This window comes from Streptomyces sp. NPDC054794 (assembly GCF_053611585.1).
Genome location: NZ_JBSHAQ010000070.1, coordinates 18334 through 35526 on the forward strand (window position 1 = coordinate 18334; position 17193 = coordinate 35526).

Below are 17193 nucleotides of genomic sequence, written 5' to 3' on the forward strand. Positions count from 1 at the left end.
CCGAGGGCCTACTGCTGGTTGTACGGGTACTGCTGCGGGTAGCCCTGCTGCGATCCGTACGGCTGCTGCTGGTCGTAGCCCTGGTCGTAACCCTGGGGGTACTGCTGCTGCGGATACGGCTGCTGGGGGTACTGCTGCTGCGGGTAGCCCTGCTGGGCGTAGGGCTGCGGCTGCTGCTGAGGCTGTCCGTAGAACTCGTCGTAGCCCTGCCCCGAGCCGTACGGCTGCTGCTGCCCGTACTCCGGCTCGACACGGCGCAGCCGGGTCGTGGCGTCGTCCATCATCGGGGCCTGGGCCTGCTGCTGGAAGGGCTGCCGCTGGGCCGGGGCCTCGGCGGACGGGGCGTTCTTGCTCTTGGAGCGGGCCCGCAGGAACTCGATGGCGATCGGGACCACCGAGATCAGGACGATCAGGATGAGGATCGCTTCGACGTTCTTCTTGACGAATTCGACGTTGCCCAGCCAGGAGCCGAGCAGGGTGACGCCCGCGCCCCACAGGACGCCGCCGATCACGTTGAAGACCAGGAACGAGCGGTACTTCATGCCGCTGACGCCCGCGATGATCGGCGTGAACGTGCGCACGATGGGCACGAAGCGGGCCAGGACCAGGGACTTCGGGCCGTACTTCTCGAAGAACTCGTGCGCCTTGGTGACGTTCTCCTGCTTGAACAGGCGGGAGTCCGGGCGGTTGAACAGGGACGGGCCGACCTTCTTGCCGAACATGTAGCCCGCCTGGTCGCCGAGGATCGCGGCGAGGCAGATGAGGGCGATCGCGCCCCACAGCGGGAAGTCCAGCTGGTGGGAGGTGATCAGCAGACCGCAGGTGAACAGCAGCGAGTCACCCGGCAGGAAGAACCCGATGAGCAGGCCCGACTCGGCGAAGACGATGAGGAGCAGACCCCAGATGCTGTACGTGTCGAGCAGGTAGTTGGGGTCCAGCCAGCTCGGGCCGAGGGCGAGCGTCGTCACGGTTCCGGGCTCCTGAAGGGTGAAGGCGTTGCGGCGTCGGCGTTCTCGTACAGGCGCACAAAGCTATCAACGCATGGTGTCCGCCCCAGGTTCCACCGGTGTCTCCAGGATGCACTGTGCGGGGACTGGGGCAAAGCTGTGAGCCATGGGCATTGATGAGTACGGCGGCGGCCAGGGTCTCCAGCCCGACGTCCTGGTCGTGACCACGAACGACGTACCCGGACACCGGGTGCAGGACGTCCTCGGCGAGGTCTTCGGACTGACCGTGCGCTCGCGGCATCTGGGCAGCCAGATCGGCGCGGGCCTGAAGTCGTTGATCGGCGGGGAGCTCAAGGGGCTCACCAAGACCCTGGTGCAGAGCCGCAACGAGGCCATGCAGCGGCTCGTGGAGCAGGCACGCGCGCGGGGGGCCAACGCGGTGCTGATGTTCCGCTTCGACGTGACGGAGACGGCGGACGTGGGCACGGAGGTGTGCGCGTACGGGACCGCCGTGGTCCTGGCCCGGGAGTAGGCCCGGGCCAGGTGACTACGCGGTGCGGCGGTCTGTGTATCGGTCGGCGTTCGCCGCGATCGCGTCCCGCAGGTGCTGGGCGAGGCCCGGCCGCATCGCGTCGTAGTGCGCCGTGAAGCGCTCGTCGGCCACGTACATGTCGCCGAGGCACCGGTGGAGCTCGTACGGGCACTCGTAGAACCACCTGCTGATGTGCTGGCGGTGTTCCTCGGCCAGGTCCATGGCCCGCTCGCCGGCCGGCGGCTCGCCCGCGTCCATCAGCGCCTTGTAGCGCTCGGCCCAGGCGTCCACCTCGGCCTGCGATCGCTTCCAGTCGTCCTTGGTGTAGCGGGCGGCCCGGCGCTGCGACTCGGCGTACTGGTCGGTGCCGCCCCAGCGCTGCTCGGCCTCCTCGGCGTACTGCTCGGGATCGTTGTCGCCGAAGACCTCGAAACGCTCCTCGGGTGTGAGGTCGATGCCCATCTTGTGTGCCTCCATGGCGTGCTCCACGGCCGCGGCCATCTTCTGCAGTCTCTCGATCCGGGCGGTCAGCAGTTCGTGCTGGCGGCGCAGGTGCGCGCGCGGGTCACCCCTGCCGGCGGCCAGGTCGTCGAGCAGCGCCGCGACCTCGTCGAGCGGGAAGCCGAGCTCCCGGTAGAACAGGATCTGCTGCAACCGGTCCAGGTCGGCGTCGGTGTAGCGCCGGTGGCCCGCGTGGCTGCGCTCCCCCGGGACGAGCAGGCCGATCTCGTCGTAGTGGTGCAAGGCGCGCACCGTGACACCGGCGAAGCCGGCGACCTGTCCCACGGAGTAGCTCACTTCCGCTCCTTCTTTCTGGTGTGGGCTCCACGGTGGGTCCTCACGTGACGTGAGGTGCAAGCCGGTTTCCCGGCCGTCCGCCCCCGCCGGACGTGCCGTCCCCCTCGTCCGGCCGCGCCGTCCGCCCGCTCCGGATGTTGTGTCGGTTTTGTCCGCTTATGGTGAGGCTGTGGCCCAGGAGACCGCGCCGCAGACGCGCACGACCGTCCCGGCGACCCCGGCGCGCGCCCTGCTGCCACTGATCCTGCCCGCCCTCGCCGTGGGCGTGGTGGCGAGCCTGATCCTCCTGGGGGTGAGCACGGCGGCCGAGCAGCTGGAGAAGGTGCTGTGGCAGAACCTGCCCGACGCGCTCGGGATCGGCCGCTACTCGGTTCTGTGGATTTTCGTGATGCTCACCGCGACCGGCGTCGCCGTCGGGCTGGTGGTGTGGAAGGTGCCGGGCCACGCGGGACCCGACCCGGCCACCACGGGACTGCAGGCGCAGACGCTGCCGCCCGTCGCGCTGCCGGGCCTGGCGCTGGCGGCCGGCCTGATGCTCGCGGGCGGGCCGAGCCTGGGGCCGGAGAACCCGATCATCGCGGTGAACGTCGGGCTCGCGGTGTGGCTGGGCGGCCGGTTCCTGCCCAGGTTGCCGGGCCCGCTGTGGGTGGCGCTGGCGGAGGCGGCGACGATCGGCGCGCTGTTCGGCACGGCGGTGGCGGCGGCCCTGGTCATCTCGGAGTCGCTGGCCGGAAAGCCGATGAGGGGGCTGCTGTGGGACAACGTCTTCGCTCCCCTGGCGGCCGGCGCGGCCGGTGCCGTGACGACCACCCTGGTCTCGCATCCGACCTTCGACCTGCACCTGCCCCCGATCGACGTGCCGGACGCCGGCGATCTGCTCGCTGTGATCGTCGTGGCGTCGGTGGGCGCCCTGCTCGGCATGTGTGCCGTGCGCGCCTTCCCGTACGTCCACGCGGCCTTCCAGCGGCTGCGGCACCCGATGCTGATGCTTCCCGTGGGCGGGCTCGTCCTGGGCGCGCTGGGGGTCCTGGGCGGCCCGCTGACGCTCTTCAAGGGGCTGGACCAGATCCACGAGCTGGCCGGCGATCCCGAAGGCTGGACGGCCGGGCAGTTCGCCGTGATGACGGTGGTGAAGCTGGCCGCGCTGCTCGTCGCCGCGTCCTGCGGTTTCCGGGGCGGGCGGATCTTCCCGTCCGTGTTCATCGGCGGCGCCCTCGGTCTGTGCGCCCACGCCCTGGTGCCCGCCGTCCCGCCGGCGCTGGGCGTGGCGGCGGGCGTGCTGGGCATGCTCCTGGCCGTCACCCGACAGGGCTGGGTGAGCCTGTTCACGGCGTCGGTACTCGTCGCCTCTCCCACGATCCTGACCCTGTTGTGCATCGCCACGCTGCCCGCCTGGCTGCTGGTGACGGGGCGGCCGCAGATGCAGCTGCGGCCGGACGGGACGGCGGTCCGGTGATCCGCCGGACGGATCTGTTCACCTTCTAGGAGGCAATTGCATGGCACTGCACAAGGGCCCGCAGAAGCACGAGGAACGCACGACCCACATCAACCCCTTCTACGGGGAGGCGAACCCGGTCGTCGGCCTGACCCAGGCCCCGCCCACGCACCGGCTCCCGGACTCACCGCTGCCGGCGACGACCGCGTACCAGCTGGTGCACGACGAGCTGATGCTCGACGGCAACTCCCGGCTGAATCTGGCCACGTTCGTCACCACCTGGATGGAGCCCCAGGCGGGGATCCTGATGGGGGAGTGCCGGGACAAGAACATGATCGACAAGGACGAGTACCCACGCACGGCCGAGCTGGAGCGGCGCTGCGTGGCGATGCTCGCCGACCTGTGGCACGCGCCCGACCCGTCGGCCACCGTGGGCTGTTCGACGACCGGCTCCAGCGAGGCCTGCATGCTCGCCGGCATGGCCCTCAAGCGGCGCTGGGCGAGCCGCAACGCGGACCGCTATCCGAGCCGGGACGTCCGCCCCAACCTGGTGATGGGGGTCAACGTCCAGGTGTGCTGGGACAAGTTCTGCAACTTCTGGGAGGTCGAGCCCCGGCTGGTCCCGATGGAGGGCGACCGCTACCACCTGGACCCGGAGGCGGCGGCCGCGCTGTGCGACGAGAACACCATCGGGGTGGTCGGCATCCTCGGCTCCACCTTCGACGGGTCGTACGAACCGATCGCGGACCTGTGCGCGGCCCTGGACGCCCTCCAGGAGCGCACCGGCATCGACGTCCCGGTGCACGTGGACGGCGCGTCCGGCGCCATGGTCGCGCCCTTCCTGGACGAGGACGTGGTGTGGGACTTCCGGCTGCCGCGCGTGGCCTCGATCAACACCTCCGGGCACAAGTACGGCCTGGTCTACCCGGGCGTCGGCTGGGCGCTGTGGCGGGACAAGGAGGCGCTGCCCGACGAGCTCGTGTTCCGGGTGAACTACCTGGGCGGCGACATGCCCACCTTCGCGCTCAACTTCTCGCGGCCGGGCGCCCAGGTCGTGGCGCAGTACTACTCGTTCGTGCGGCTGGGCCGCGAGGGCTACCGGGCCGTGCAGCAATACACCCGGACGGTGGCTACCGCGCTCGCCGACCGGATCGAGGCGCTCGGCGACTTCCGGCTGCTGACCCGGGGCGACGAGCTGCCGGTCTTCGCCTTCACCACCAACGACGACGTGACCTCGTACGACGTCTTCGACGTCTCCCGGCGGCTGCGCGAGAGCGGCTGGCTGGTGCCCGCGTACACCTTCCCGCCCAACCGGGAGGACCTGTCCGTCCTGCGGGTGGTGTGCCGCAACGGCTTCTCCGCGGACCTCGCCGAGCTGTTCATCGAGGACCTCGGCCGCCTGCTGCCGGAACTGCGCCGGCAGCCGCACCCCCTCACCCGGGACAAGGGTGCGGCCACCAGCTTCCACCACTAGCGCGGCCGAACCCGCCGTATTGCTAGTGACTCAGGCGGGCGAACCGCCGTACCGCCAGCGGGAAGAACACCGCCAGCAGGGCCAGGGGCCACACGACCGCCGGCCAGACGTGGGCGGGGTCCCCGCCGGCGCCGCCGAGCAGGTCCCGGACGGCCGTCGCGGTCCGGGACAGCGGGTTCCACTCGACGGCCGTGCCCAGCCAGCCGGGCATGGAGCGGGGCGTGGCCAGCGCGTTGGAGAAGAAGCCGACCGGCCAGACCAGGATCTGCACGGCCTGCACCAGCTCCGGCTTCCCGGCGACCAGGGCGAGGTGGATGCCGGCCCACAGCATCGCGAACCGGAACAGCAGGAGCAGGCCGACGGCGCCCAGGAAGGCCCAGGGGCCGCCGTGGGTGCGCCAGCCCAGCGCGCACGCCGTACCGGTCAGCACCGCGAGCGCGAGCCCCGACTGGAGCATGTCCGCGGCCGACCGGCCGACCAGCACCGCCCCGCTCGCCATCGGCAACGAGCGGAACCGGTCGACGACGCCCTTGGTGAGGTCCTGGGTGACGGCCAGCATGGTGCCCTCCAGGCCGAAGGCCATGGTGAGCGCGAGCATGCCCGGGAGCAGGTAGTCGAGATAGTCGCCGCGCACGCCCCGGCCGCCGCCGACCAGATAGCCGAACATCAGCAGCAGCATCACGGGGAACACCAGCGCGACGAGCACCTGCCCGGGCCGGCGCGCCCAGCGGGCGAGTTCACGGCGGGTCATGGTCCAGGAGTCGGTCAGGGCGTACGTGCTCACACGGCCTCCTTCGTACGGTCCGCACGTTCGTCGCGCGCGGCGCCCCCGCCCCCGCCTCCCGTGAGGTGCAGGAACACCTCGTCCAGGGTGGGGCGGCGCAGGGCCACGTCGGCCGCCTCGATGCCGGCCGTCTCCAGGGCCCGTACGACTCCGGAGAGCGCCGCCATCCGGTCGGCGACCGGCGCGCTGAGCAGCCGGCGGTCGGGGTCGACGGTGACGTCCTCGGCCCGCAGGGGCAGCAGGGCGACGGCGGCGCCCAGTTGGCCCGCGTCGCGCAGGACGACGTCGACGCGGTCGCCGCCGGTCAGCGCCTTCAGCTCGTCCGCGGTGCCGTCGGCGACGACCCGGCCGCGGTCGACGAACGAGATGCGGTCGGCGAGCTGGTCGGCCTCTTCCAGGTACTGGGTGGTGAGCAGGACGGTCGTACCCCCGCCGACCAGGGAGCGGACCGAGGCCCACACCTCGGCGCGGCCCCGCGGGTCGAGGCCGGTGGTCGGCTCGTCCAGGAAGAGGACCTCCGGATCGGTGATCAGGGCGGCGGCCAGGTCGAGGCGGCGCCGCATGCCGCCGCTGTAGCGGCCGACCGGCTTGCGGCCGGTGTCGGCCAGGCCGAAGCGCTCCAGGAGTTCGTCGGCGCGCACGCGCGCGTGGCGGGCGCCGAGGTGGTGCAGACGGGCGAACATCTCCAGGTTCTGCCGACCGCTCAACTCCTCGTCCAGGGCCGCGTGCTGGCCGAGCAGTCCGATGCGCCGACGGACCTCGCGGGCCTCACCGAGCACGTCGTGCCCGGCGACCTCGATCCGGCCGGCGTCCGGCCTGAGCAGGGTGGACAGGATGCGTACCAGGGTCGTCTTGCCCGCCCCGTTGGGGCCGAGCACTCCGTGCACCGTGCCGCGGGCGACCGTGAGGTCGAGCCCGTCCAGTGCGGGTCTGCCGCCATAGGCCTTGCGTGCTCCGTCGACGCCGATCGCCGTGTCGGTCACTGCCAGTGCCACCGCCACTCCTTCACTAGTCAAACTTGACTACTTCCTCGAAGCTAACGCCGGAAAGGTCATTGGTCAAACTTGATTAGCTGCGACTAGCGGCTGTCCTCCGGGTGGGACTCCCCCGTCGCGTACGGGTTCTCCTCACCCTCGGCGAGGACGCCGACGAACGGTTCGCCCTCGCCCGCGAAGGTGTACGCCCCGCCCTCGATCCGCGCGATCAGCCCCCGGGTCCACTCCGCCTCGGCATCGGCCGTGTGGATCCAGAGGTTCATGATCTCGCCGATGTGGCCCAGCTGTTCGGGGCCGTCCTCGGGCACGTAGTGCTCGGTGACGGCACAGCGCCACTCCTCGCTGCGCCGGATGCGCTCCTTCAGGAGCGCCACCGCCTCGGCGCGCGGCAGGTCGACGATGAAGCCGATGGCGGCCGACTTCACGTCCATCTTCTGGTCGTACGAGGTCAGCGCCTCGCGCACCAGCCGGAGGTACTCCTCGGTGCCCGCCTCGGTGATCTCGTACTCGGTGCGCGGCGGGCCCCCGGCGGTGGACGGCGCGATCTCGTGCGCGAGCAGCAGTCCCTGTTTCGCCATCTGCTTCAGGGCGTGGTAGATCGAGCCGGGCTTGGCGTTGGACCACTCGTGGGCGCCCCAGTACTCCAGGTCGTTGCGCACCTGGTAGCCGTGGGCCCGGCCGTGCTGGCGGACCGCGCCCAGCACGAGGAGACGGATCGCTGACATGCGGTCCAGGTTATGGCCCGGCGGCCGGCCCACCTGCCGCCGGGCCGCCCGGGCCTGCTGGGAGGCCTATGCCTCCTCGGCCTCCTGGCCCGACTGGGCTTCCAGCGCCACGAGCTCGAACGCCGTCTTGCCGTCCAGCGACTCGCGGATGATGTCGGCGTGGCCCCCGTGCCGGGCCGTCTCGCGGATCAGGTGCAGGGCCAGCCAGCGCATGGAGACGGACTCGTCCGGCGGGAACCAGGGGTCGTTCGGGAGCGGGAAGGTGTCGTCGAGGCTCGGGACGGAGCGGATGAACTTCTCCGTCTCGGCGGCGACCTCCTCCCAGTAGGCCAGCTGCCCGGCCACGGTCTCGCCCTCGGCCAGGGCGAAGCACTCGTGCCAGTTCGTCGCGTCCCGTTTGACCGCCGGCGACTCGCCCTTGGCACGGGCGACCCAGCCCTGCTCGACCTCGGCGACATGCTTGACCAGCCCGCCCAGGGTCAGCTCGCTCGCGCTGGGGCGGGACGCGGCCTGCTCTTCCGTCAGCCCCAGCACGGCCCGCCGGACGGCCCCGCGCTGCTCCGCGAGGAAGGCGAGCAGCGCCCCCCGCTCGTCGCCCTGTGCTTCGGCTCCCACGTGCATGACCATGACTGGCCCCTTCCTCAGGTCCAAACGGCTTCTCTTGCCCGACACCGATGACGTTACGGACCCTTGCGGTCAGCTTCTGTCCTCAAGGACGCGGCCACTAGAAGGGGAACGTGCTCCGCCCGTGCTGCACCGAGATCCACTTGAGCGTGGTGAAGGCGTCCAGGGTGGTCTCGCCGTTGAGGCGGCCGATGCCGGAGTGCTTCTCGCCGCCGAAGGGGACCAGCGGCTCGTCGTGGATGGTGCCGTCGTTCACATGGAACATGCCGGTGTCCACACGCTTGGCGAAGGCCACGCCACGCTCGATGTCGGCCGTGTGGACGGCGCCGCTCAGGCCGTAGGGCGTGTCGTTGACGATGCGGACCGCGTCCTCCTCGCCGTCGAACGGCACCAGGAGGGCGACGGGGCCGAAAATCTCCTTGTGCAGCAGGGAGGAGTCGGTCGGCACATCGGTCAGGACGGAGGGCTCGACCAGGTTGTCGGTCGTCGCACCGCGCACCAGGACGGTGGCGCCCTCGGCCACGGCCTGCTCGATCGCCGCCGAGATCGCGTTCGCCTGGAGGGAGTTGATGACCGGGCCGATCACCGTCTGCGGGTCGCTCGGGTCGCCGGTCTTCAGCGTTCTGACCTTGGCCACGAACTTCTCGGTGAACTCGTCGGCGACGGAACGATCCACCAGCACACGGTTCGCGGCCATGCAGACCTGGCCCTGGTCGACGTACCGGCTGAAGACGGCCGCGTCGACCGCGTAGTCGATGTCGGCGTCGTCGAGGACCACCAGCGCGCTGTTGCCGCCCAGTTCGAGCACCGAGCGCTTGAGCTGCGCGGCGCACACGGTGGCGATGTGCCGGCCGACCTTGTCGGAGCCGGTGAAGGAGATGACCTTGGGAACCGGGTGCTCGATGAAGGCATCGCCTATCTCGGCTATGTCGGTCAGTACGACGTTCACCAGGCCGGGCGCGAGGCCCGCGTCCTCGAAGAGCTTGGCGATCAGCGTGCCGCCGCAGATCGGGGTGTCCTGGTGGGGCTTGAGGACGACGGAGTTGCCGAGCGCGAGGGCCGCGGCGACGGGCTTGATCGACAGCAGGAAGGGGAAGTTGAAGGGGCTGATGACGCCGACCACGCCGACCGGGACGCGGTAGAGGCGGTTCTCCTTGCCGACGATCGGCGAGGGCAGGAATCTGCCCTCGCAGCGCAGTGCCAGCTGGGCCGCCTCGCGCAGGAACTCCTTGGCGAGGTGGATCTCGAACCGGGCCTTCATGTACGTGCCGCCGAGCTCGGCGATGATCATCTCGGTGATCTCGCCCTCCCGCTCCTCGACGAGGCGCAGGACCTTCTCGAAGAAGACGCGGCGGGCGTACGGGTTGGTCTCGGCCCAGGCGCGCTGGGCCCGTGCGGCCGCCCGGTAGGCGTCGTCGACCTCGTCGATGGTGGCGATGGTGATCGAGGCCAGCTTCTCACCGTTGTACGGGTTGAAGTCGATGATGTCCCAGGAACCACTGCCCGGGCGCCACTCACCGTCGATGTACTGCTGAGCCAGGTCGGTGAAGCAGGACGACATGTGATCCCTCGATCCCTTGCTGCCGAAGCAGTCGAGACAGACACCCGATCAACTTCACGGTCAGTTCAGTCTGATCACACGTCATCGTACTTGTGTTTTATGTGAGTTGGGGTGTCACCTGGGGATACGAAATGCAAGAAGTCAAGAGCGCAGCCGTCAGGACAGCTGCAGCAGTCCCCGCAGCAGGTCCCGGCTCTCGTCCGGCCCGGGGCTGTCCTGCTGGAGTTCCTTCAGTGCCTGTTCGTACTGCGCGACGTCCTCGCGCTTGTCCAGATAGAGAGCGCTGGTGAGCTGCTCCAGGTACACCACGTCGGACAGGTCGGACTCGGGGAAACTGAGGATGGTGAAGGCACCACTCTCCCCGGAGTGACCGCCGAGGCTGAACGGCATGACCTGCAGCCGTACATTGGGCCGTTCGGAGATCTCGATCAGGTGCTGGAGCTGGCCGCGCATCACCTCGCGGTCGCCGTAGGGACGGCGCAGGGCGGCCTCGTCCAGGACGACGTGGAACTCCGGGGCATTCTCGGAGACCAGATATTTCTGCCGCTCCAGGCGCAGCGCCACCCGCCGTTCGACGTCGGCCACGCTCGCGCCCTTCATGCCGCGCCGCACGACCGCGCGGGCATACTCCTCCGTCTGCAGCAGACCGTGCACGAACTGCACCTCGTACGCCCGGATCAGTGAAGCCGCGCCCTCCAGGCCCACATAGGTGGGGAACCAGCTGGGCAGCACGTCGGAGTAGCTGTGCCACCAGCCCGCGACATTGGCCTCCCGGGCGAGGGAGAGCAGCGACTCGCGCTCCGCCTCGTCCGAGATGCCGTACAGCGTCAGCAGGTCTTCGACATCCCGTGTTTTGAAGCTCACCCGGCCCAACTCCATCCGGCTGATCTTCGATTCGGAGGCGCGGATCGAGTAACCCGCCGCCTCGCGCGTGATCCCCCGCGCCTCACGCAGTCGCCTGAGTTGTGATCCGAGCAGCATGCGTCGCACCACCGATCCGGGCTCTCCCGCGCTCACGTTCGCCAGCCTCCCCAACCGTCTTCAGGGGCCGAAGTCTGCCACTAAAACACTTCGAGCAGTACTCGTCTGGTTACGGAAACGGAGAGAGGCCAAAGTTTCCGCGCAGGAAGAAGGAAGGAAGAGACAAGGAAGAGGTGAGCCACATGCACAAGCTTGGCGGAAAAAATGGCCCACAAGCGGTACGGGAGTGCTCAATTCGGTCTCGTGCACGTGCATCTGCCCTTGCATCTGCTGTGCGCATCCGAAACCATGGTCCCGCGCCACCGCTGCATCGCAACGACCGCGAATTCCCGGGAGTGCCTCGCATGGGGACGAATGGATCGACCATGCTCAAGCCGTTACGGCAGGGCCTTCCGCCACTGGACCCCGCGGCCGTGTCCAGCGCCGCCTCCTGCGCACTGCCCGCCCGCTACGAAGCCGTGCGCGAGGCACGTCAGTTCACCCGCAGAACGCTCGATCAGTGGGACGTCGGCGACCGCTTCGACGACATATGCCTGGTCGTCTCGGAACTGGTCACCAACGCCCTGCGGCATGCGCTGCCGGGCGACGCCGGCTGTTGCGGCGCGGACCAGACCCCGCAGGTGCGGCTGCACCTGATGCGCTGGACCGAGCGGCTGGTGTGCGCGGTGCGCGACCCCAGCCACGACACCCCGGTCGCCGGCAGTTCGGACGACTTCTCCGCGGAGTCGGGCCGCGGACTGTTCCTCGTCGACTCCTTCAGCGACAGCTGGGGCTGGCACCCGCTCGCCGGCACCCTCAACGGCAAGGTCGTCTGGGCGCTGTTTCGGCTCCAGCCCGGCGAATGACGTAGACACGGCACCACCTGACGCGTGTCTACGCGCGTTGCGGGGCCCGCTGCCACGGCGCCCTCGGCCTGTCGGCCGACCGGTGCCGCCGTCAGTTCGTGATCAGGTGGTCGAACTCGCCGTCCTTGATGCCCAGGAGCATCGCCTCGATCTCCGCGCGCGTGTAGACGAGCGCGGGACCGTCCGGGAAACGGGAGTTGCGCACGGCCACGTCCCCGCCCGGCAGCCGGGCGAACTCGACGCAGGAACCCTGCGAGTTGCTGTGCCTGCTCTTCTGCCAGGCCACTCCGTCCAGCTGCGTGGCAGCCATGCCGTTGTACACGTCGTACCCCCCGTACACGCTGTCAACGTCGCGGTCCACAGGTCGCTCCCTGGTGGTGCACTGGCTGATGTGGCCATAGATGCTGTAGTCAACTGACCCGGATCATAGCCCTGTTCATGTGCAGATGCATGAGCAGATGCACGTGCACGGGGGGTGGTCCCGCGATTACAGCTTTGACGCCTTCTTTACCGAAGGTGTTCCAGCGTCTGCCCCAGAGCTCGCAAGACATGCGAACGCCAGCCCCCGCCCATGATCTTCCGCGCCATCATCTGCGCCGGATCGTCCGGATCGAATCCCTCGTGTACTAGGAAGAGACGCGTACCGCGCCCTTCGTGTTCCAGCGTCCACGTAATGGTCCAGTCCGTGGGATTGGCCGGATCGGCATCCGCCCAGCGCAGGGACAGCATCCGCTCCCTGTCGTAGGCGAGAACCTGCACGTCGACGACTCCCGAGAAGCGGGTGCCCGGACGCGGGAGCGAGGTCATCCGGTACCGGTGACCGACTTCGAGGCGGAAATTCTCCGCCCCCGGCATCTGCCACTGGGCAAGCAGGTCCGGGTCGGTGAGGGCGCGCCAGACCTTGGCGGGCGGGTGCGGGAAGAACTGGTCGACGTGGATCGTGGTGAGATCGTCGCCGGACTCGGGGGGTTCGGGGAGTTGCGGGGCCGCTGGTCGGTCGTTCATGGCTGATCATCGTCGGGCATGCGGTCCAGGAGTGCGCCGAGGCCCTTCAGGCGGTCGCGCCAGAACCGCTCGTACGGATGGAGCCAGTCCTGCAGGTCGGCCAGCGGCGCCGCCTCCAGGCGGTAGATGCGCTGCCTGCCGGAGCGCTGCTCGGAGACGAGGCCGGCCTCCCGGAGGACCTTGAGGTGCTCCGAGAGGCTGGGGCGCCGCATGTCGAAGTGGTCGGCCAGGGCCTGGACGGGCTGGGGGCCCTCCTCGCGCAGGAGGCGCAGCACCTCGCGGCGGGTGGCGTTGGCGAGCGCCGCGAAGACACGGTCCTCGGCGACCTCGGTGCCTGCTGCGGTCATGCCGGGCCCTTCTCGTCGTCTGCGTCTGCGCTCGTGACTGCTCGCGGCCACTCCCGTCCGACCGTGTCCGGCTGTGTCCGTCCGCGTCCGTCGGATGCCCGGACTTGGCCTAGCCGTGAGCCTCCGTGAGCAGCATCAGACCGTTGCCGTCCGGGTCCCGGAAGGCGGCCATCCGACCCCACGGGAGGTCGTCCGGGCCGCGCACCTCGGTGCCCGCCTCGGCGAGCCGGGCGCAGTCGGCGTCGACATCGGTCGTCACCAACATGATCCCCCGCGCCGTGCCGGGTTCGAAATCGCCCATGCCCGGCCCGGAGAGCGTGAAGACCGTCTGCGCGCCCGCGGGGGCGACCTGCAGCCAGCGGCCCTGGGGCAGGTCCAGATCGGCGGTGACCTCGAAGCCGAGGACGTCCCGGTAGAAGCGCAGGGCGCGGTCCTGGTCGGCGACGGGGAGGGTGACGAAGGAGGCGTGGGTGATGTTCATGGGCACGACCATAGGTAGGAATTTCCCTACGAGTCAAGCGTAGGAAAATCCCTACCTATCGCGTGGGGCGAGTGGCGCGCACGAGCGCCGGGAACGAACCGCGGCGCCCGGGAACCAGGGGGGCCCGGCGCGCGTGGGGTGTGGGGGGTTGCCCGCCAAGTCCCCTGGGTGGTCGCCCGGAAGGGGACTTGGCGGGCGGTCGGGATGAGTTGTGTCAGGACTCCACGGTCTTCGCCGTCGGCTTCGGGAGAGTCGAGCACGGCTAGGACGGCTGGGACGGGCGCGTACTCCAGCAGGCGCACGGCGGATACCTGCCAGGGTCCGGAAGGCCTCGTGGTAGGGCCTGGTAGCTTGCTGCGGTCGTTCCGGCGAACCGGGCGGCCGACCGGCTACAGCTTGGGAGCTTCCAGTGACTTCGGCGACTACGACGGTGCGGATCGCGGCCGCGGCCGCGGGGCTGGTGGGCGCGCTCGCGCTGACCGCGTGCAGCAGCGGCGGTGACTCCAAGGACGACTCCTCGGCGAGCCCGAGCGCGTCCGCGGCCCCGACGTCGACCGCGGGCAGTGGCGGCACGGGAGGTAGGGGCTCCTCCGCCGGCAAGCTGCAGGGCAGTTGGCTCACCACGACCGATGGCAAGGCCGTGGCCCTGGTGATCACCGGCAAGCAGGCCGCTCTCTTCGGGACCGGCGGGACCGTGTGCAGCGGGTCCGCGGGCGCGGAGGCGGGCATGCAGATGATCCATCTGAAGTGCGCCGACGGCTCCAAGGACCGGGCGACCGGGATGGTCGACTCGGTGAGCGGGTCGACGATGAAGGTGACCTGGTCGTCGGGCAAGCTCGGCAAGGAGACGTACACCAAGGCCGAGGGCGGCAAGCTGCCTCCGGGTCTGCCGACGGCGAGCCTCGGGGCGCAGTAGCCGCCCTACCCGGGGCCTGGTGGCCGCCGTATCGGAGGGGCGCGCGAGCGGGGAACGGCCGGGCACGTGATGATGCTGGGACACCGTCACGACCTCGACAGGGACCCACTCATGCGCGCCTTTCCGCTCACCGTCACCGCCCTCGCCGCCGTCCTCGTGCTGACCGCCTGCGACAACGGCGGCGGCGACAAGAACAAGGGCAAGGACAACAACGCCTGCGCGGACGGCGGGGTGTCCGTGCAGATCGGGGCGGCGAGCCTGGCCCCGGCGGCCGGCGACACGGGTGAGGTGCCGGTCAGCATCACCAACCAGAGCACCCCGTGCACCCTGGAAGGCTTCCCCCGGGTCGACCTCGCCGCGGGCAGTGCCTCGGTCACCGTCTCCGCGCAGCAGGGCGCGAAGGCGCAGAAGCTGAAGCTCGCCAAGGGCGACTCCGCCTCTTTCACCATCAGCTATGTGCGCGGCAAGGCGGGCGACAGGGCGAGCCTGGAGGCCAAGACCGTGAAGATCACCCTGCCCGGCGCCAAGGAGGCCCAGACCTTCCCGTGGTCGTACGGCCCGGTCGCGGGCAAGGGTTCCGCGGACAAGCCGAACGCCACCGTCAGCACCTTCCAGCAGGTCGGCGACTGAGGATCACGGCAGTCGCGGACGGGACCCGACCTCGGCCCGGTCCGCCGCCCGCGCGCCCTCCGTCCAGCCCTCCGCGTCGCTCACCCCGCGCAGCCGGGTGGTGGTCGTCTCGGGGAACATGCGCTCCATGCGGGTGGTCACGGCGGTCTCGCGGGTGGCCAGCACCGGGAGCAGATCCTGGGTGACCTGGGTCTCGGCGGCGGCCGCGAGGCGGTCGCCGACGCGGTGGGCGTAGGCCGCGAGGAAGGACTGCCGAAAGGTCTTGGTGCGCTTGCGGCCGCCCGCGCGCTGAGCGGTCTCCGCCTTCGTCATCGCCTGGGTGGCCTGCACGAGGAGCGAGGTGTAGAGGAGTTCGACCGCCTCCAGGTCGCCCTCGAAACCGACGACCGTGGAGAAGCACAGCGGTTCGTTCCACACGGCACGGCAGTGGTTCGCGGTGGCGACGGCGTCCAGCAGCACCGCCTTGGCCTGTTCGTACGGCGGCTCGACCCCGATCCGGCAGGCGCCGGGCGCGTCGGCGGCGGGTGCGTCGGCCGCGAGCAGGGCCTCGTCGATGCTGTGCCGGGCCATCAGCTCCTGCGCCTTGGCGCTGAGCGCCTCCGCCTCCTCCGGGAACCCGGTCGCCTCCGCCTTGGCGAGCAGCGCCCGGATGCGGGTGAGCATGCGGGAGGCCGGCCGCGGGCCTTCCTGGCCTTCCCGGCGCGGGCGCGGTTCGTCGAGGGGCTCCAGGGCGGGCAGGCGCAGCAGCAGGCGGTACAGCTCCAGGACCGCGGTCGCGTGCGAGAACCGGTCGCCGCCGCGCGGGGCGCCTTCGGGGAGCGCGTCGAGCTGGGCGGTCCAGCGGGGGCCGCGCGGGCGGTCCTGCGGCACCTGGGCGCGGATCAGGGCCGCCGCCCGCTCGACGTGTATCTGGTCGAGTTCGCGGCGTACCAGGCGTACGACGTCGGCGGGCTGCCAGCCGCGCCGCCAGGCCGCCGCCACGAACTCCTCGCCCCGCCGCGCGAGTTCGGTGTCGGCGCCGGGGTCGGCCGCGAGGAGGGACGCGGCCGTGTCGAGGCCGGAGTCGGTGTCGTCGTAGAGGGCGGCCGCGAAGGCTCGCTCGACGGTGCTGGTCGTACTGCTCACTCGTCGATCGTGCCATGGGCCACCGACAGCGGTCGGCGGCTGTCCACACCCTGTGGACAGCCGTTCGGTCACGCGGGCGGGGCGGCGGTGCACCGAAGTGGCGGAGCCGGTCCCCGGGACACCCAGGGCACCCAGGGCGCCCCGCACTGTCAACTTTCGGTTGACGGTTCAGGGCCGTCAACCTACGGTTGACACATGACGACGAACCAGTCCGGCACGGCATCGGTACGCCTCGACGACCTGATCGAGGCCATCAAGAAAGTCCACGCGGAACCTCTCGACCAGCTCCAGGACGCGGTGATCGCCGCTGACCACCTGGGCGACGTCGCCGACCACCTGATCGGCCACTTCGTCGACCAGGCGCGGCGCTCCGGCGCCTCCTGGACGGACATCGGCAAGAGCATGGGCGTCACCCGGCAGGCGGCGCAGAAGCGCTTCGTGCCGAAGGAGTCCCTCGACCTGGACCCCGCCCAGGGCTTCAGCCGCTACACCCCGCGCGCGCAGAACGCCGTCATGGCCGCGCACAACGCGGCCAAGGCCGCGCACAACGCCGAGGTGCTGCCCGAGCACCTCGTCCTCGGCCTGCTCGCCGAGCCCGAGGGCCTCGCCGCGAAGGCCCTCGCCCAGCAGGGCGTCGGCCTCGACGCGATCCGCGAGGCCGCGACCGCCGCGCTGCCGCCGGCGGCCGAGGAGGTGCCCGAGCTCGTCCCGTACGGCGCCGCCGCCAAGAAGCCCCTGGAGCTCACCTTCCGCGAGGCGCTCCGGCTCGGCCACAACTACATCGGCACCGAACACCTCCTGCTGGCCCTGCTGGAGTACGAGCACGGCGAGGGTGTGCTCAGCGGCCTCGGCATCACCAAGGAGAAGACCGAGCAGTACGTCACCAAGGTGCTCGCGCAGCTGCTGCAGACCCGCGAACAGCAGCAGCCCGAGAGCTGAAACCGCAGCTCACGGCCGATTGTCAGTGCCGCCTGCCACACTCGCGACC

The 17193-nt window shown here is 70.3% G+C and carries 20 protein-coding genes; 7 read left to right on the top strand and 13 right to left on the bottom strand.

What is annotated here, in order from left to right; translation table 11 throughout:
• Positions 1–8: 8 nt before the first annotated feature.
• The gene (locus tag ACWGKT_RS43060; RefSeq protein ID WP_453277985.1) at positions 9–968 is read right to left on the bottom strand and encodes a DedA family protein; all 960 of its coding nucleotides are present in this window, start codon (positions 966–968) and stop codon (positions 9–11) included.
• A 145-nt stretch (positions 969–1113) separates the two neighbouring features.
• On the opposite strand from ACWGKT_RS43060, the gene ACWGKT_RS43065 reads away from it, so the two are divergent.
• A complete protein-coding gene (locus ACWGKT_RS43065; protein WP_235457283.1) occupies positions 1114–1479 on the top strand; it encodes a YbjQ family protein in 366 nt (121 codons plus the stop codon).
• Between the two features lie 15 nt (positions 1480–1494).
• On the opposite strand, the gene ACWGKT_RS43070 is transcribed toward ACWGKT_RS43065, so the two are convergent.
• Positions 1495–2277 (bottom strand): MerR family transcriptional regulator, encoded by a 783-nt coding sequence (locus tag ACWGKT_RS43070; RefSeq protein ID WP_453277986.1) that lies wholly within the window; start codon positions 2275–2277, stop codon positions 1495–1497.
• 169 nt (positions 2278–2446) lie between these two features.
• On the opposite strand from ACWGKT_RS43070, the gene ACWGKT_RS43075 reads away from it, so the two are divergent.
• Positions 2447–3733, top strand: a complete 1287-nt coding sequence (locus ACWGKT_RS43075) for an ion channel protein (protein ID WP_356147669.1) — start codon at positions 2447–2449, stop codon at positions 3731–3733.
• A gap of 40 nt (positions 3734–3773) precedes the next feature.
• Positions 3774–5186 (top strand): glutamate decarboxylase, encoded by a 1413-nt coding sequence (locus ACWGKT_RS43080; protein ID WP_453277987.1) that lies wholly within the window; start codon positions 3774–3776, stop codon positions 5184–5186.
• Between the two features lie 22 nt (positions 5187–5208).
• Here the strand turns inward: ACWGKT_RS43080 and ACWGKT_RS43085 are convergent, their stop codons facing one another.
• From ACWGKT_RS43085 to ACWGKT_RS43110, 6 genes are all read right to left on the bottom strand, one after another.
• On the bottom strand, positions 5209–5970 hold the full coding sequence (locus ACWGKT_RS43085; protein WP_453277988.1) for an ABC transporter permease: 762 nt from the start codon (positions 5968–5970) through the stop codon (positions 5209–5211).
• The gene (locus ACWGKT_RS43090; RefSeq protein ID WP_453278001.1) at positions 5967–6953 is read right to left on the bottom strand and encodes an ATP-binding cassette domain-containing protein; all 987 of its coding nucleotides are present in this window, start codon (positions 6951–6953) and stop codon (positions 5967–5969) included. The genes ACWGKT_RS43085 and ACWGKT_RS43090 overlap by 4 nt, the downstream gene beginning before the upstream one ends.
• Before the next feature lie 95 nt (positions 6954–7048).
• On the bottom strand, positions 7049–7690 hold the full coding sequence (locus ACWGKT_RS43095) for a PadR family transcriptional regulator (RefSeq protein WP_453277989.1): 642 nt from the start codon (positions 7688–7690) through the stop codon (positions 7049–7051).
• A gap of 66 nt (positions 7691–7756) precedes the next feature.
• Positions 7757–8317 (bottom strand): DinB family protein, encoded by a 561-nt coding sequence (locus ACWGKT_RS43100; protein WP_453277990.1) that lies wholly within the window; start codon positions 8315–8317, stop codon positions 7757–7759.
• Positions 8318–8414: 97 nt separating this feature from the next.
• Positions 8415–9875 (bottom strand): aldehyde dehydrogenase family protein, encoded by a 1461-nt coding sequence (locus ACWGKT_RS43105; protein WP_235457290.1) that lies wholly within the window; start codon positions 9873–9875, stop codon positions 8415–8417.
• Between the two features lie 156 nt (positions 9876–10031).
• Positions 10032–10856, bottom strand: coding sequence for a helix-turn-helix domain-containing protein (locus tag ACWGKT_RS43110; protein WP_356147655.1), 825 nt, complete (start codon positions 10854–10856; stop codon positions 10032–10034).
• Between the two features lie 344 nt (positions 10857–11200).
• Here ACWGKT_RS43110 and ACWGKT_RS43115 point away from each other — a divergent pair, with 344 nt between their 5' ends.
• Positions 11201–11701 (top strand): ATP-binding protein, encoded by a 501-nt coding sequence (locus ACWGKT_RS43115; protein ID WP_453277991.1) that lies wholly within the window; start codon positions 11201–11203, stop codon positions 11699–11701.
• A 91-nt stretch (positions 11702–11792) separates the two neighbouring features.
• Here the strand turns inward: ACWGKT_RS43115 and ACWGKT_RS43120 are convergent, their stop codons facing one another.
• The 4 genes from ACWGKT_RS43120 to ACWGKT_RS43135 all read right to left on the bottom strand — a co-directional run bounded on the left by ACWGKT_RS43120 (position 11793) and on the right by ACWGKT_RS43135 (position 13534).
• Positions 11793–12062 carry a DUF397 domain-containing protein gene (locus ACWGKT_RS43120; protein WP_235457292.1) on the bottom strand — a complete coding sequence of 90 codons (270 nt, stop codon included), beginning with the start codon at positions 12060–12062 and terminating at the stop codon, positions 11793–11795.
• Positions 12063–12208: 146 nt separating this feature from the next.
• Positions 12209–12706, bottom strand: coding sequence for an SRPBCC family protein (locus ACWGKT_RS43125; RefSeq protein ID WP_356147649.1), 498 nt, complete (start codon positions 12704–12706; stop codon positions 12209–12211).
• Positions 12703–13053, bottom strand: coding sequence for an ArsR/SmtB family transcription factor (locus ACWGKT_RS43130; protein ID WP_453277992.1), 351 nt, complete (start codon positions 13051–13053; stop codon positions 12703–12705). Before ACWGKT_RS43130 ends, ACWGKT_RS43125 begins: the two co-directional genes overlap by 4 nt.
• A gap of 109 nt (positions 13054–13162) precedes the next feature.
• Positions 13163–13534: a VOC family protein gene (locus ACWGKT_RS43135; RefSeq protein ID WP_356147643.1), complete on the bottom strand. Its 372-nt coding sequence runs from the start codon at positions 13532–13534 to the stop codon at positions 13163–13165.
• A 409-nt stretch (positions 13535–13943) separates the two neighbouring features.
• On the opposite strand from ACWGKT_RS43135, the gene ACWGKT_RS43140 reads away from it, so the two are divergent.
• Together ACWGKT_RS43140 and ACWGKT_RS43145 are read left to right on the top strand one after the other, a co-directional pair.
• Positions 13944–14450, top strand: a complete 507-nt coding sequence (locus tag ACWGKT_RS43140) for a hypothetical protein (protein WP_453277993.1) — start codon at positions 13944–13946, stop codon at positions 14448–14450.
• Between the two features lie 111 nt (positions 14451–14561).
• On the top strand, positions 14562–15080 hold the full coding sequence (locus ACWGKT_RS43145; protein WP_453277994.1) for a DUF4232 domain-containing protein: 519 nt from the start codon (positions 14562–14564) through the stop codon (positions 15078–15080).
• A gap of 3 nt (positions 15081–15083) precedes the next feature.
• Here ACWGKT_RS43145 and ACWGKT_RS43150 read toward each other — a convergent pair whose 3' ends face one another.
• Positions 15084–16205 carry a DUF2786 domain-containing protein gene (locus tag ACWGKT_RS43150; protein WP_453277995.1) on the bottom strand — a complete coding sequence of 374 codons (1122 nt, stop codon included), beginning with the start codon at positions 16203–16205 and terminating at the stop codon, positions 15084–15086.
• Between the two features lie 195 nt (positions 16206–16400).
• On the opposite strand from ACWGKT_RS43150, the gene ACWGKT_RS43155 reads away from it, so the two are divergent.
• Positions 16401–17144 (top strand): Clp protease N-terminal domain-containing protein, encoded by a 744-nt coding sequence (locus ACWGKT_RS43155; protein ID WP_453277996.1) that lies wholly within the window; start codon positions 16401–16403, stop codon positions 17142–17144.
• Positions 17145–17193: the final 49 nt, after the last annotated feature.